Annotated in this window: 13 protein-coding genes and 1 riboswitch; of the genes, 11 read left to right on the plus strand and 2 right to left on the minus strand. The window is 48.4% G+C overall.

Translation table 11 applies throughout. From position 1 onward, the window contains the following. Positions 1-26 precede the first annotated feature (26 nt). The 4 genes from EPH95_RS14580 (at position 27) to EPH95_RS14605 (ending at position 4463) form a co-directional block, all read left to right on the plus strand. Complete coding sequence (locus tag EPH95_RS14580) at positions 27-1328, plus strand: IS91 family transposase (RefSeq protein WP_142090774.1); 1302 nt, start codon at positions 27-29, stop codon at positions 1326-1328. A gap of 381 nt (positions 1329-1709) precedes the next feature. Beyond that, positions 1710-2213, plus strand: a complete 504-nt coding sequence (locus tag EPH95_RS14590; RefSeq protein WP_319592784.1) for a reverse transcriptase domain-containing protein — start codon at positions 1710-1712, stop codon at positions 2211-2213. 643 nt (positions 2214-2856) lie between these two features. Continuing rightward, a complete protein-coding gene (locus tag EPH95_RS14600) occupies positions 2857-4104 on the plus strand; it encodes a DNA polymerase IV (protein WP_142090775.1) in 1248 nt (415 codons plus the stop codon). 17 nt (positions 4105-4121) lie between these two features. Beyond that, the gene (locus EPH95_RS14605; RefSeq protein ID WP_142090776.1) at positions 4122-4463 is read left to right on the plus strand and encodes a YolD-like family protein; all 342 of its coding nucleotides are present in this window, start codon (positions 4122-4124) and stop codon (positions 4461-4463) included. Positions 4464-4759: 296 nt separating this feature from the next. Here EPH95_RS14605 and cls read toward each other — a convergent pair whose 3' ends face one another. Beyond that, positions 4760-6208: a cardiolipin synthase gene (gene cls / locus EPH95_RS14610; protein ID WP_142090777.1), complete on the minus strand. Its 1449-nt coding sequence runs from the start codon at positions 6206-6208 to the stop codon at positions 4760-4762. A 123-nt stretch (positions 6209-6331) separates the two neighbouring features. Continuing rightward, positions 6332-6433, plus strand: a riboswitch (TPP riboswitch). A gap of 169 nt (positions 6434-6602) precedes the next feature. Between cls and thiD the strand changes: the two genes are divergently transcribed. Together thiD and EPH95_RS14620 are read left to right on the plus strand one after the other, a co-directional pair. Continuing rightward, the gene (gene thiD, locus EPH95_RS14615) at positions 6603-7424 is read left to right on the plus strand and encodes a bifunctional hydroxymethylpyrimidine kinase/phosphomethylpyrimidine kinase (RefSeq protein WP_142090778.1); all 822 of its coding nucleotides are present in this window, start codon (positions 6603-6605) and stop codon (positions 7422-7424) included. Between the two features lie 11 nt (positions 7425-7435). After that, positions 7436-8608 carry a DNA glycosylase AlkZ-like family protein gene (locus tag EPH95_RS14620; RefSeq protein ID WP_142090779.1) on the plus strand — a complete coding sequence of 391 codons (1173 nt, stop codon included), beginning with the start codon at positions 7436-7438 and terminating at the stop codon, positions 8606-8608. A gap of 3 nt (positions 8609-8611) precedes the next feature. Here the strand turns inward: EPH95_RS14620 and EPH95_RS14625 are convergent, their stop codons facing one another. Then, positions 8612-8890 carry a hypothetical protein gene (locus EPH95_RS14625; protein WP_142090780.1) on the minus strand — a complete coding sequence of 93 codons (279 nt, stop codon included), beginning with the start codon at positions 8888-8890 and terminating at the stop codon, positions 8612-8614. A gap of 76 nt (positions 8891-8966) precedes the next feature. Between EPH95_RS14625 and nagA the strand changes: the two genes are divergently transcribed. From nagA to EPH95_RS14650, 5 genes are all read left to right on the plus strand, one after another. Next, positions 8967-10190 carry an N-acetylglucosamine-6-phosphate deacetylase gene (gene nagA, locus EPH95_RS14630; RefSeq protein WP_227003929.1) on the plus strand — a complete coding sequence of 408 codons (1224 nt, stop codon included), beginning with the start codon at positions 8967-8969 and terminating at the stop codon, positions 10188-10190. A 4-nt stretch (positions 10191-10194) separates the two neighbouring features. Beyond that, entirely contained in the window at positions 10195-10926 is a 732-nt protein-coding gene (gene nagB, locus EPH95_RS14635; protein ID WP_142090781.1) for a glucosamine-6-phosphate deaminase, read from the plus strand. Between the two features lie 265 nt (positions 10927-11191). Continuing rightward, positions 11192-11974, plus strand: a complete 783-nt coding sequence (locus tag EPH95_RS14640; protein ID WP_193556979.1) for an alpha/beta fold hydrolase — start codon at positions 11192-11194, stop codon at positions 11972-11974. Continuing rightward, positions 11967-13568, plus strand: coding sequence for a UDP-N-acetylmuramoyl-tripeptide--D-alanyl-D-alanine ligase (locus EPH95_RS14645; RefSeq protein ID WP_142090783.1), 1602 nt, complete (start codon positions 11967-11969; stop codon positions 13566-13568). The genes EPH95_RS14640 and EPH95_RS14645 overlap by 8 nt, the downstream gene beginning before the upstream one ends. Positions 13569-13585: 17 nt before the next feature. Further along, a complete protein-coding gene (locus tag EPH95_RS14650) occupies positions 13586-14803 on the plus strand; it encodes a D-alanine--D-alanine ligase family protein (protein ID WP_142090784.1) in 1218 nt (405 codons plus the stop codon). Positions 14804-15095 lie beyond the last annotated feature (292 nt).

The raw sequence follows: 15095 nt of genomic DNA on the forward strand, positions 1-15095 counted from the left end.
GCCGGGGAATGTGTTAGGGTGGAGATATGGAACCTAATATTCTTCGACGTATATTCTTTGACCACCATCAACATTGGGAACAATTTGTCGAAAAACATGGGGACCGCATCCGCCCCATTGTCCATAAAGAGGTGGAAAAATTCCGGGATTGCGGGGATCCTGAGAATGGATTCAAGCTCTTCGTATGCGAAGGATGCCATGAGACCCGAAAAGTTCCCTATCGCTGTAAAGGCCGATTTTGTACGACCTGTTCGATCGGCGAGAGCGAGGAATGGAGTCGTCTGCTCATGGAAGATGTGTTCCAGGTGAACCATCGTCATGTGATTTTGACCATCGATGAAGGCCTGCGAGACGTGTTTCTTCTCCACCGGGAATTATTGAAAACAATGATGGATGAAGGTGCACGACTGATCAAAGAATACTTCGAGAAGAAAGGCAAAGTGACCCCGGGGATCATGGTGGGGTTACATACATTTGGCTCCCAAGTCAATTTCAACCCCCACATTCACATGCTGGTGACCATGGGCGGGATGACAAAGAAAGGGGCATGGAAAACGTATGATTTTCTCCCCTTCCAGATGCTTCGCAAACAATGGCAAACCGTTGTTTTAAAGCTGATTCGTAAGCATTTATCCGGAAAAGACAAGAAACGCGTGCAAGCGCGCCTCCAAAAAGCGTTCTCCAAAAACGGAGAAGGCTTCTATATCTATGCCCCTAAACACCGGGGAAAGGTGCAAGACCAACTCCGATATATTGGTCGTTATATGCGTCGACCGGCGATTGGTATCAATCGGATCGAGGCCTATGACGGGCAAATGGTGACGTTTACGTATCACGATAAAATGGATGGAAAAGAGAAGGATGAAACGATAAGTGTCGAGGCCTTTATCATGCGTCTGATCTGTCATATTCCGGATGAACAGTTTAAAACGATCCGCCATTACGGGCTATACGCGAGAAGAACGAAAAACTTGAGTAAAAAGGTACTGGCGGCCTGGCAAAAAACGAAGAAGAAGTGGATCACCCAGGTCAAGCGAACCCTGAGCCGCCAAACCTGGAGAGAACGGGTCATGGCCAGCGGACATAAGGATCCTCTGCGGTGTCCCAAATGCGATAACTACTTTGAGTACAAGGGAGAAGTCTGTCTTGAGAACGGGCGATTAGTGGTTAAAGTCGCGTTGGGTGAAACAGCCAGAAGCTATTTGGAAAGGGAGGTCGGCCATGTCCCCCGTATCGAAACACCGAAAAAAGAAACAAAAAAAGAAGAAGAAGCCCTCGAAGAACCGGCATCCCAAGACCGTCAACTTTCTTTGTTTACAGTGTCATGAACAAGAAGCGATCCCTTACACAGTGGTACGCGATTTTGACGAAATGGATCCCGGCGACCCCAGTGTCCCGCCTATGTTTGCCTGCCACAATGTGATGGGGAGATGTATCCGGAGTATTATAAAAGCGTTCACGGTTATGAGTACCGGCTATCGGACAGGCAGTGATCATGACAAGGACCTAGCTTGGGCGGTTTTCCCAAGCTAGGTTTTTCTTGAATGAATCCTGAATTATTAATACCTCAAAGCGAAAGCTTGATTTTATATTCAGTCAAAGGATTTCTACTTGGGGTGCGGAAACGATTCGTGGGTGGTGGGTGAGGGAACACTTTGAACGGCGCACCTTAATAGAATAACATGGTATCTTAATGGGAGTTCTTTCCATTGTCTAAGCCCTATCAATCCAAAGTTGGGAAAGAAATTACCAAGAAACGCACCCGACTCAAAGAAGGTCAACTTATCCGTTATGCAGATGACTTTAAAATCCTCTGTAAAGATGGGGAAACAGCCCAGAAATGGTATCATGCGGTTCGCTTATACCTGAAGCACCGTTTGAAACTGGATATATCGCCAGAGAAATCCCATGTTGTAAATCTACGGAAAAAGGAATCGGAATTTCTTGGGTTCACCATTCGTGCTGATAAAAAGGGCAAAAAGAGAGTAGCGCGTACAGGAATCAAGACAGACAAAAAGCAGAAGATCAAGCAAGAAGCGAAAAAATATATTCGAAGAATCAAAGCTTCTCCTTCAGCTGTCAATGCGCTTCTTTTCAACAGTTTTGTTTCAGACCTTCATCATTATTTTAGACGAGCCACAAAAGTAAATCTAGAGTTCTCACGTCTTGCTATGATCTACAGGCTTATATCTACAATCATCTCAAGCCGGTAGGGAAACACGAACATCCCGCCAATACACCACCAGATTATCACCAGCTTTATAATTAGGGTTTTAAAACGTTCAAAATTGCTGGTGTGTATTTAGACAAACTCCCCCAAATTCAAACCATTTAGCAGATGTTTAACATCTCGATCAATTTTATTTTGTGTCCATATTGATCCGACCCATATCAATGTGGGGATGAGGTGCAAGGGTTTTGCGGTGAACACCTATATGACAACCGTTTCACGTTGTTAAGCAGCCCCCTATTATTCCCGCTTGTCGATGTTAAAACCGTCAACACTAGGGGGTTACTCCTGCGAATACCCCTTATACGAAGAAGGGCAGGGAAAGCATACACAAACGGCTACGTCCAGATATCCAACGAGAGGTTGGCGTTTTGATGATCTCAATGCTTCCGAACCGGAGTGTGGAATATATGGATAATCGGATCAGCCGGTATAGCATGAAAATGGGAAAGTGCGAAATCACAGGCATCGACTTGTCTGCCTCAGTTGTCCATTGCCATCATTATACCCCAACATGTTTAGGCGGAACCGATCAATTTATTTCCTGCAAATTCCCAGTATAAAAAACGAACAAAAGTTTGCTATACTATAGAAGGAACATACGTTCTATGAAGGTGAGATCATCTATGGCAGTGCAAACATCAAGGATCGTTTTTCTCGTTGATATGCAGGCGTTTTTTGCAAGTATTGAAAAGGTGCAGGACCCGGCATTGGAGGAGCATCCCGTGGTTGTCGCCGGGGATCCGGAGATTCGCAGCGGCGTGATTCTGGCTGCGTGTCCGCTCGCGAAAAAGTGGGGCGTAAAGACGGCGGAAGCCCTGTGGGAAGCGGAAAGTAAATGCCCATACCTCGTCGTGATCCGGCCGCGCATGCAGCTGTATCTCGATATGTCCGTAAGCATCGCGGCTTCCCTCGAGGCGTTCACGGATGAAGTGGAGCCGTACAGCATCGATGAAATTTTCGTCGAAATGACAAACGTTCTGCCCGGGCTGGACATGACTGCTAAAGAAGCGGCCGAAATGCTGGTCACCAAAATATACCGGGAAACGGGCATTGTCGCACGCGTGGGCATCGGTCCGAACAAAGTGATGGCGAAGATGGCGTGCGACCATTTTTCCAAAAAACAACCCGGCGGTATTTTTCATCTCCATGAACAAAATTTACAAGAAAAGCTTTGGCCGCTTTCGGTGGGAGATATGTTCGGGGTCGGCTGGCGTATGGCCCGGCATTTCCATGATATGGGCATTCGCACGATCGGGCAGCTGGCGCGCGCGAGCCTTTCCGATTTGCGCAAACGATGGGGCATTAACGGGGAATTGTTGTTTTGGACGGCGCACGGATGGGATGAATCGCCGGTCACGATTGACACCCACATTCGCCGCAAAGCGATCGGCCATCATATGACCTTGCCCCGTGATTACGGGTCGTGGGAGGAGATCAAGGTGGTGCTGATGGAATTAAGCGAAGAAGTTGCCCGGCGCGTGCGGGCGAATCGCTATCTCGGCACGACCGTGACCGTCGGTGCGCGCGGCCATAATTATTTTGATCAACCGTCCGGTTTTCATCGCCAGGTTAAGTTATATGATCCGACCAATGATGGCAACGTTATTTTTGATGCGGCGAAGCAGTTGTTTTTGACGCATTGGAATCAAGATCCGGTCCGAAGCCTTGGCATTAGCCTCGACGGGTTAATGACAGATGAAGCACGCCAGTTGAACTTGTTTTATCCGGATCGTGACCGCGAAGTGCTCAACCATACGGTGGATGAATTGAAAAATAAATATGGGGATGCGGCCGTGTTACGGGCATCGTCGTTAACCGCGGGCGGGCAGGCGCTGCTTCGGGCCGAGAAGCTCGGCGGCCATTATAAATAGAAGGGATGGGGTAAAAGATGAACAAGTTAACACCCGGGAGCAATTTGCGTTGGGAATCGAGCCGGATGATTTTGCCGGAACACCGGGAGCAGTGGCTGCGATACCGATCATCCCAGCAAAAATCGGCGCCCCCGCTTCTCGATGAGCAGCGTTGGGCGGAGATGGAATGGACGTTGCGGCAAGCGATGGAGGAAGGTGCCCCGCTCACGTTCACGTATTGGGAGGAAGGGGAGATTCGGGAGCAGCGCGGCATGTGCTATTTTATCGATCATACCCTCGGGCGCTTTCACGTGCAGGCAGCCGATGACGAACGCTATTACTTGCCGTTTTCCGTGATTGTGGATATCGAGGCGGGTTAACCATAGTGGCGAAAAACCGACGGTCACCATGGGAGGGTGATGGTAGCCGAACGCTGCTGAAATAGAGTGTGTCGGTCATCATGAGGACGCCCAAACGAAGCTCAACCGGAGCCGCGTGGTCGCTATGAACGCGTCATGAAGCCCGAAAGAAGTCTCCCCCGAGTTACTCAGTCGCCATGCAAGGGTCATGACGACCGATCTCGTTCAGAAAGCAGTGTTCAGGTCGTCAAGAACGGCCGATGAAGCCCGGTCGAAAGGTCCGCGCTGAGCCCATCGCTTTGTTCCCATTCCGTCGCCTACAAAATCGGCGATAGCAACCGGGCGATCGACTCTTTGAAACGAACCCAGTGTCCGCGTTCCTGATAACGTTGCGGGGTCATTTCCGAAGAGAATGCTTGATCGGCTTCGAAAATCGTTGCCATTTTTTCGCCGAGTTGTTCATCATACATAAAGACGTTCACTTCGAAATTCAGCCGGAAGCTGCGCACGTCGATGTTGGCTGTTCCGATGGTGCCGACGCTTCGGTCGACGACGAGCATTTTCGAATGGATAAATCCTGCATCATAAATGTAAAAACGGGCGCCCGAGTTAAGCAATTCTCCCATGTGGGAATACGTCGCCCAGTATACAAAGGGATGATCCGGTTTGTTCGGAATCATAATGCGCACGTCTTTGCCGGCTAGGGCAGCGATGCGCAAGGCATCAAGCAAACTGGCATCCGGAATAAAATAAGGTGTTTGGATGTAGACGGATTCGCGTGCCGATGTGATCATTTTGATATAACCGTTTTTGATTTCTTCCCATTCGGTATCGGGTCCGCTGGAGACAATTTGCGTGCTAATCTCTCCCTGCGGTTGCAAATCAGGAAAATAATGGGGCTCATACTGAATGGTTTTGTCTTTGGAGGCTTGGTTCCAATCCAGAATGAAGCGGGTTTGCAGCGCTTTCACCGAAGAACCGCGCATCCGTAAGTGGGTATCGCGCCAATAGCCCATGCGTTTGTTATGTCCCAAGTATTCATCTCCGACGTTAAAACCGCCAACATACGCAATCTCGCCATCGATCACTACGATTTTGCGGTGGTTGCGGTAATTCAAACGGGAGTTCACATAAGGAATACGGGACGGGAAAAACACCCCGACTTCGCCTCCCGCTTCAATGAGCGTTCGGAAATGTTTCGGATAAAGCTTTCGGGACCCCATATCGTCATAAAGAACACGCACTTGCACCCCTTCGAGCGCTTTTTGTGTCAGCAGATTGATCACGCGCTTTCCGAGGTTGTCATTACGAAATATGTAATATTGCAGATGGATATGGTCGTTCGCTTTCCCAATGTCAGCCAACAATTGCGAAAATTTATCCACCCCGTCCGTGAACACGTCCACATGATTGTCTTGGGTTAATACAGCGCCGTTACTGCGAAGCAGCAATGAAATCAGGTGACGGTGGTTGCTTGATGTTCCATACTGAAAATCAAAGCGATCATGTTTCATATCGTATAATTGATCATTGATCAAGTCTTTCAAGCCTATTTGTTCAATGCCGTCCCAATCGAATAAACGTTTTCGGGTCAAATTTTGCCCGAGGACCAAGTAAAGAATGAACCCGAGGTAGGGAATAAATACCAGGATGAGCAGCCAAGCCCAGGTTGCGTGCACATCACGCCGTTCCATAAAAACAATAATGCCGGCAAAAATTGCGTTAAGAAAAAATAACAAACCAACAACGATTGATAAAAAGTCCACTGTTTTCCCCCTTTCTTTTCCAATTTCCCCTTATGGTACCATGTTTTCAGGAAAAATTGGGTTTCCCGAGTGTGAGAAAAAATATGAAGATACAGCAGAATTATGATAGAATAAAACAAAGAAAAAAACCACTAGGGGTGCGTACAGCGCTGAGAGAAGTGATGGCTTCAACCCTTTGAACCTGATCCGGAGGGTACCGGCGGAGGAAAGTGGCGTAAGAATGGACATGGGAACGTTACGTTTGTCCGCATTTTTGCCACCCCTTCCAATCGAGGGTGTTTTTTATTGTACGATCAATAAGCGCAGGAAATTCCAAGTTTCCTCGGGATCAGTTCATCACTTCCGGTGCTGCCGCCGGTGCCGGTAAACCGGCGAGCCAAAGGAGGGCACGGAAATGACGGAAATCGCAAAAGCATTAACGGTGGCAGGAACGGATCCGAGCGGAGGAGCCGGAATCCATGCGGATTTGAAAACGTTTCAGGAGATCGGTGTATATGGAATGAGTGTGATCACATCGGTGGTCAGCCAGAATACGCTCGGAGTGAAATCTTTTGTGGACCTCGAGCTTGATTTTGTGGAAAGCCAATTTGACGCAGTATTTGAAGACATTGCCCCGGATGCGGTGAAATCGGGGATGCTTTCCACGCCGGAAGTGATGGCATCCACTGCTAAAAAATTGAAGGAAGCGAATGTCGCCAAATATGTGCTTGATCCCGTGATGATCGCTTCCAGCGGACACGCCCTCATTTCGGAAACGGCCAGGGAAACGATTTCGAAAGAACTTCTTCCTTTGGCAACGGTTGTGACCCCAAATTTGCCGGAAGCGGAGGCGTTGACAAACCGGACGATCAAGACGATCGACGATATGAAGGAAGCCGGGCGGATTTTAGTCGAAGGCTATGGGGCGAAAGCTGCGTTGATTAAAGGCGGGCATTATGAAGGCGAGGCCGACGATTATTTGTATGACGGCCAAACATTTGAAAAGTTCTCGGCGGAACGCTTTGACACGAAGCATACCCACGGAAGTGGCTGCACGTACGCAGCCGTTATTACCGCCGGTCTGGCGAACGGAAAGCCCCTCTATGAAGCAGTGAAAGACGGCAAAGCATATATTACGGCCGCGATTTCCAACCCGCTTAACATCGGAAAAGGGCAAGGGCCGACAAATCATTGGGGACACCGCTGGTCGGACGTTCAATCCACCATCAAAGTGTAAGGGGTAAAAACATGGCCATTCAAGTTAGCAAAAAGGGGGTACGTCGTTTTCTGCTCGCAAAATCGGGTCTGAATCATTTCGGCACGCTCGGTCCGAGCATGGCGACGGCACTTCGCCAGTTGGAATGCGTGCAGTTGGATCCGGTGGCCATCATCGAACGAAACCACCATCTTGTTTTTTTCAACCGCTTGGAAACATACTCCCGGACAGAACTCGAGCGTGAATTGTGGGATGGACAGGGCTTTGAATATTTTGCCAACGCCGCTTGTTTGTTGCCGATAGAGGATTATCCGATTTTTAAAACGAAAAGAAGGGCGAGTGCACAAACATGGGCGGAGGAAAGGCATCTGTATAAAAGCACGGAGCGTAAGATTCTGCAAGCCTTGGCGGATCAAGGACCATTGCCATCCAAAGCTTTTCGCTCAGATAAAAAAGTCGTTGGTGCTTGGGATCACCCGACGCACGCAACGACAAAAGAAACAAGCTATGTATTGCGGATGTTGTTTGAAACCGGCGATATTCAAGTATGCGGCAGACAAGGATCCGAGCGCTATTTTGCCCTGAGTCGTGATGTTATTCCCGCTGCCTTTCAACAAGAAGCAGAAGAGATAAGCGAAGAAGAAGCGAGAGAGCGCCTTGTGCATAAATATTTGCGCGCGTATCGCCTTATTGATGAGCGCGATCAGCGATTTGGCTGGCAGCGTATGACAGCACAGGAGCGCAAGACTTGGGTGGATGCTTTCATTTCTGATGGCACACTTATCTCGCTGGAAATCGAAGGAGTAGCCGGTCATTACATGATATTGCAGGAAGATGCCGAACAGCTACTGGCCTTCGAAGCGGGCAATGAGCGCAACAACGAGGCTGTTTCTTTTTTGCCGCCCCTCGATAATTTACTGTGGCGAAGGAAACGCTTGGAAGAATTGTTCGATTTTACGTATCGTTGGGAAATTTATACGCCGAAACATAAACGGCTTTATGGTCCGTATACGCTCCCGATCCTTCTTGGTGATCAGCTGGTCGGACGGGCGGATCCTTTTTTTGACCGTGAAAAAGGAAGGGTTGACATTCATTTATATGCAGATCCATCCCGCGAATGGTCAAAAACGCGTTTGGAACGGGTGGAACGCGGGGCGAGACGCTTAGGGAAGCGCCTCGGTGCAGAGGACGTCCGGGTGATATAAGCCTTATTTTTTCGTCAAATTGCCCGCGCTTTCCAAGGTCACGACGTTTTCTTTGCTCTCGCCATCGATATCCGCCACAATGGCGCGGCCTTCATAAGTGCCTCCGTCAGCTTCGAACTCAAAATACATCGGTGTTTTTGAACTCACGGCATCAAAGATTAAATTTTGTTCTTCAACGCCTCGAATGGTAGCCGTCCAATTGTCATTATCTTTTACTTCAATATCACCATAACGGAAATTAAACACTTTTCCATCTGTTGTTCGTAAAGCATCGACTTTCATCAGTAACATCTCCTTTTCAGCGTCTATCATCACCATTCCCAAACAAATGTGAAAGCAAACCATGAATTAGAATGATATGATGAACAAAACAAACGGAAGGAAGAGAGAGATGGTGAGCCACTCAAGCGTGATTCTGCATGGAATGAGGCTAGTCAAAAATGACGGCTTGTGGACGAATGGGTTTATTTTTTTACAAGATGGAAAGATTGTTGCGGCAGGAAAAGATATAAAAGATGATGATTTCCCCGGCATCCCGAGACGGGTATACGGAAAAGATATGCTTGCGTTCCCCGGATTTATTGACATTCATATGCATGGCGGGTATGGCGTCGATGTGATGGATGCAACCCGAGATGTGTTTGAAACGTTGGAGATTTCATTGCCATCCGAGGGGACAACCGCCTATCTCGCGACCACGATTACACAGGAGGAAGAACATATCACGTCGGCGTTGCAGACGGGAGCTGCTTATTACCGCGAGCAAAGGGAAGCGGGTGTTGCCGAATTGCTGGGCATTCACTTGGAAGGTCCTTTTATTAACGCCAAACGAAAAGGCGCGCAGCCGGAGGAGCATATTAAAAGGGATGGCCTCGACCTCTATAAGGCTTTCCGGCAAGCAGCTGATGATACCATTAGAGTAGTCACTTACGCACCGGAAACATCAGGAGGGCTCGACTTAACGGCCTACATAAACGAAATGGGTGCGGTTCCTTCCATCGGCCATTCGGATGCGACGTACGAGGAAATGAAGGCCGCTGTGACAGCCGGTGCGAAACACATCACGCATCTGTACAACGGCATGCGCGGCTTTCATCATCGAGAACCCGGTGTCGTCGGCGCGGCTTATACGATCGATGAACTTAAAAGTGAAATCATTGCGGATGGGTTGCACAGTTCGCCGCCTGCTGTAAAAACAGCCTACCGGACCGGCGGTTTCCGTAATCTTTATCTCATCACCGACAGCATGAGAGCGAAGGGGCTTCGAGACGGCACGTATGATCTGGGCGGGCAAGATGTAACCGTACGGGATGAGAAAGCCACCCTCGCGGACGGTACGATTGCCGGCAGCATTGTAACGATGGACGCGTGTTTGCGCAATATGCGCGCGTTTACCGGGGCCACTTTCCCCGAGCTCGCTGCCATGACCGCCGGCAATCAGGCGAAAGCGTTGGGGGTTGAGGATCACAAAGGCTCGATCGACGCGCATAAAGACGGAGACATCGTGTTGCTCAACGAACAGTTGGGCGTAGAAGAAACCTGGTGTCGAGGTCGGTTAGCGTATCAAAGCAAGGAGCGATAAGAAGATGGATGTACAAATCTGCAAAAATTATGAAGATCTAAGCACAAAAGCTTGTGCACGTGTAGCTGCCTGGATCGCAGAAAAAGAAAACAGTGTATTGGGGTTGGCAACGGGGAGCACCCCAGAGGGCATGTACGAGAAGCTGGTCGAGCAACATCAGAAGGGGGAACTTTCTTTCCGGCAGGTTAGCACTTTCAATCTGGACGAATACATCGGTTTGCCCGCGGACCATCCGTTAACCTATCGCGCCTATATGAACGATCATTTGTTTTCAAAGGTTGATCTTTTAGCCGCTAATACACATTTGCCTGATGGACAAGCAACTGATTTAATGGCGGAATGCGCGCGTTATGAAGCCTTGTTGCAGGAGGCGGGCGGCGTGGACTTGCAAGTTTTAGGACTGGGGCATAACGGCCACATTGGTTTCAACGAACCGGAAACGCCTTTTTCTTCGGCCACTCACGTTGTGGATCTTGATGTAAAAACAAGAGAGGCCAATGCCCGCTTCTTTGACAATAAAAACGATGTTCCTAAAAAAGCAATCACAATGGGGATAGAAACGATATTAGCTGCCCGTGAAATTTTGGTTCTCGTCTCGGGTGCGGATAAGGCCGAAGCGCTCAGAGGCATGCTGTATCGGGAGAGCACACCCGCGTTTCCGGCCACCGCTTTGCAACAACATCCGAATGTTACCGTCCTTGCTGATGAACAAGCGGCAAACGGCTTGTCCGGTTAGTTGATGGACCTCGTCCGTGCATAGGCAGAGGTGACTTTGCATAAGCATGGATGGTGGAAGACAGAAACTTTGGATATGCACGCCGATGCAATTCTCTAACACGATCACATTCCCGGTGCTCGTGTTTATTTGTTCATAAGCACGACAGAGAACTTAATATAAAATTTGTGTCTTCACTGTACGCGATTTATGATATGATATGAAATGATTCTCTTGTAAAGTTTATAACATCAGCCAAGTGATAAATAGAATGGGGCGTATAACCGTGTTTACAGATATAAATGGGGGGCAAGTCCATTACCACTGTTCGGGTGAGGGGAAGGATGTCATTCTCCTGCACGGGTGGGGAGCCAACATTGACGCTTTTTCCCCGGTACACCGGAATCTTGAACAGTATTTCAAGGTTTGGTCGCTTGATTTCCCGGGGTTTGGGAAAAGCCCGGAACCGGCGGAGCCGTGGAGCGTCGATGATTATACAAATACGTTGGAACAATTTATAAAAAAACATGGCATTCAACGCCCGATCCTTATTGGACATTCATTCGGAGGCAGGGTGTCGATTCGTTATGCCTCTGACCGTGACGTGCATAAGGTTATTTTAGTGGACAGCGCAGGGATTAAACCGAAACGCAAGTTAAAAAATCAAGTGAAAGTATATACTTATAAAACGAGTAAAGCGTTACTGAACTTACCCGGTCTGAAATCACGCAAGGAAGACATACTCGCTAAGGTGAAAAAGAAACTGGGATCCACCGACTATCAAAATGTATCCGGCGTGATGCAGCAAACGCTCGTGAAAGTTGTGAATGAAGATTTGCGCCATTATATGCCGCATATTAAAGTGCCAACACTATTGGTATGGGGGGAACACGACGAGGCGACGCCTGTATCCGATGGTAAAATAATGGAAGATATGATTCCCGATGCCGGCCTTGTCGTGCTGAAAGGCGCCGGTCACTATGCTTACCTTGATAATACGCAGGAATTTCTAATCATCCTCAATCATTTTCTCGAAAAAGACAAGGAGGCCCGTACGTCGCATGAGTAACCTATTGATTCTTTTACTTATTGCCGCTTGGGCTTGGTATACGATTATACGCGTGAAAAAGAGCGTGCATATGCTCCAACTCAATGCTTACCGGTCGGAACGGTATTTCCGCTGGATGAAAGAGCATCCGGAAAAAGCGATGTATCCTCGTGACGTGTGGCCGGCACTCGGAATCGTTTTCTTGCTTCCGTTTTGGGGGCTTACAGATGCTTGGGGCTTTTCGCTCGCGGTATTATGGGCCATCGCAACCTATGCATTGCTCATCTGGAGACGGCCGAAAACCGTGGAGAAAAAGAAACTTGTGTATACGCCGCGAGTCAAAAGGCTTTTGGTCACAACCGGCGCCCTTTATGTGCTCACCCTTGCCATTGCATGGCTGATTGGCGTGAATGCCTTGGTCGGCTTTTTGCTTTTGCTAGTTGCCGCTAACGTGCTGGTATTTTTTATCGTCATGATTGCAAATGTCATCATTTTGCCGGTCGAGTCGCAGGTTAATCAACGTTTTTTTAATGACGCCGAAAGCATTGTGGAATCGATGCCTGATCTGGAAGTGATTGGCATCACGGGAAGCTTTGGAAAAACGAGCACAAAGCATATTTTAAAAGCTGTTTTGGCAGCGGAATACAACGTCTTGATGACCCCGGAAAGTTACAATACGAAAATGGGGGTTACAAGAACGATTCGGGAACAGTTAAAGCCTTATCACGAACTCTTTATCGCTGAAATGGGCGCGAAGCAAGAGAATGATATTGCCGAAATCTGCGAACTCGTTCACCAGAAATACGGCGTGCTTACCGCAATCGGCGAACAACATTTGGAAACGTTTAAAACCCTTGAGAACATTAAAAAGACGAAATTTGAAATCGTGGAAACACTGCCGGAAGATGGAACAGCTTTTCTTAATAAAGATGACGAGAACATCCGCGCCTATCCGCAAACGAATAATTGCCGCACGATGTACTACGGGATCGATGCCGATGACCTTCATTACCGTGCCGCAGAAATCACGTATTCAGCAAAAGGCACTACGTTTAAAGTACGAAAATATGACGGCACGAGCGTGACGATCGAAACGAAATTATTGGGCCGGCATAACATCTACAATATTCTTGCGGCGGTGGCCATCGGATCGGAAAAGAACATTCCGCTTGAAAAAATCGCCCGTGCCATTAAAGGGGTTCCGCCGATTCCTCATCGTCTTGAATTGAAACAATCGAGCGCAACCCTCACGATCATTGATGACAGCTTTAACTCCAATCCAACCGGATCGAAAATGGCTCTTGAAGTGTTAGGATCGATGCCGGAGAAAAAGGTACTCGTCACGCCTGGGATGATCGAGCTTGGCGAGAAGGAATATGAGCTTAATAAAACGCTCGCTCACCACGCGGCACAAGTCTGTGATTTTGTTATTCTCGTTGGCAAAAAACAAACCGAACCGCTTCAAGACGGACTGGCGGAAGCCGAATATCCACAGTCGCGATACTATGTGGCTGCGGATTTGCAAGATGCGTTGCAAAAAATGCGTGAAGTGACGGCACCGGAACCTTCCGTCGTGTTACTGGAAAACGATTTGCCGGATACGTTCAATGAATAGTAGGGGGAACAACGAATATGAAAACAAAAGTCGGTGTTTTTTTCGGAGGAATTTCCGTTGAGCATGAGGTTTCCGTGATTTCAGGCTTGCAGGCGATCGACGCCATGGACGATCGGCGATATGAGCCGGTCCCAATTTATATGGCGAAAGACCGCACCTGGTACACCGGGGAAAAATTGTTGGACATCGAAGCTTACAAGGACTTGGATGGCTTGTTGCAAGAAGTGCAATCGGTAACCCCTGTACCTGCTGAAAACGGCGGCGTTCATTTACAGAAAAATCCGGTGCCCAAGTTTGGAAAAAGAGAGGTCGCCCATATCGATGTCGCTTTTCCCGTTTTGCATGGGACGTTTGGCGAAGACGGGGTGTTGCAAGGCTTTTTTGAGCTGTTGAATATCCCGTACGCCGGCAGTGATGTCACTTCTTCCGCGGCCGGTATGGATAAGATTATGATGAAACAAATGCTTCGGGACCAGAAAGTGCCGGTCCTTCCGGATGTTTGGTTTTATCAGCATCAGTGGGCAGGGCAACAAGCGTCGCTACAAAAAAAGATCGAGGATAAACTCGGGTACCCGGTCATCGTTAAACCGGCGAACCTTGGTTCAAGTGTAGGGATTGACATTGCCCGTGATGCGGCTTCGCTTGAAACGGTCGTGGATGAAGCATTTGCTTTCGCTTCCAAACTCGTTGTTGAGCCATTGCTCTCTGACATAACCGAAATCAATTGCTCGGTACTTGGAGACACGGAAGAGGCAGAGACTTCCGAGCTGGAAGAAGTATTGAAAACGGAAGATATTTTAAGTTATGCCGATAAATACCAGGGAAGTGCGGGAGGAAAAGGAGAAAGCACAGGCACCAAAGGCGGCGGTGGCATGGAAAATACCGATCGCGTCATCCCTGCCCCTATTGACGAGGAACTTTCCGCTGAAATCCGCCGCTTGGCAAAGGACACCTTTCGCATTCTCGGTTGCAGCGGCGTATCCCGTATTGATTTTATGATCGACAAAAGCGAAAACCAAGTCTACGTCAACGAGATTAACACGATCCCGGGCTCGCTTTCTTTTTATCTATGGGAGCCCGCGGGCAAAGATTTCACCACGCTTACCCATGAGATGATCCAGTTGGCGCTGAAACGGGAACGAAATCGCGAACAGTTAACATTTTCCATTGATACCAACCTTTTTGCCTTGCAAGGGAACAATGGAAAAGGCGGAAAACAAGGGAGCAAAAGGTAAAATGAAGAGACTGTCCTCCAATTATGCAGGGCAGTCTCTTGTTGTTTTCCGGCTTAAATTAGACTGAGGATAATACTGACCACCACAATAAGGCCAATAATCATTAGAATAGTTCGTATCATGATTACACCGTTCCTTTCCAAGGGGTTTGCTTAGTTATTTCCGTCTTCCCCATTCGCCAAACATGGGATGGCAAAAAATGAAACGAAAGGTAGGTGGGCGGCGTACTTTGGGCGATTCAAGGAGAACGGTTATTGTACCTCTGAGGGAAGCATCGTTTTGGTTAGGGGTA

It is taken from the genome of Salicibibacter halophilus (assembly GCF_006740705.1).
Classification (GTDB): Bacteria; Bacillota; Bacilli; order Bacillales; family Marinococcaceae; genus Salicibibacter; species Salicibibacter halophilus.

Coding starts and splice junctions, on each gene's coding strand:
- nagB (WP_142090781.1), top strand. CDS start 10,195: ATGGATGTACAAATCTGCAAAAATTATGAAGATCTAAGCACAAAAGCT.
- nagA (WP_227003929.1), top strand. CDS start 8,967: ATGATGAACAAAACAAACGGAAGGAAGAGAGAGATGGTGAGCCACTCA.
- EPH95_RS14600 (WP_142090775.1), top strand. CDS start 2,857: ATGGCAGTGCAAACATCAAGGATCGTTTTTCTCGTTGATATGCAGGCG.
- thiD (WP_142090778.1), top strand. CDS start 6,603: ATGACGGAAATCGCAAAAGCATTAACGGTGGCAGGAACGGATCCGAGC.
- EPH95_RS14625 (WP_142090780.1), bottom strand. CDS start 8,890: ATGAAAGTCGATGCTTTACGAACAACAGATGGAAAAGTGTTTAATTTC.
- EPH95_RS14645 (WP_142090783.1), top strand. CDS start 11,967: ATGAGTAACCTATTGATTCTTTTACTTATTGCCGCTTGGGCTTGGTAT.
- EPH95_RS14580 (WP_142090774.1), top strand. CDS start 27: ATGGAACCTAATATTCTTCGACGTATATTCTTTGACCACCATCAACAT.
- EPH95_RS14650 (WP_142090784.1), top strand. CDS start 13,586: ATGAAAACAAAAGTCGGTGTTTTTTTCGGAGGAATTTCCGTTGAGCAT.
- EPH95_RS14605 (WP_142090776.1), top strand. CDS start 4,122: ATGAACAAGTTAACACCCGGGAGCAATTTGCGTTGGGAATCGAGCCGG.
- EPH95_RS14620 (WP_142090779.1), top strand. CDS start 7,436: ATGGCCATTCAAGTTAGCAAAAAGGGGGTACGTCGTTTTCTGCTCGCA.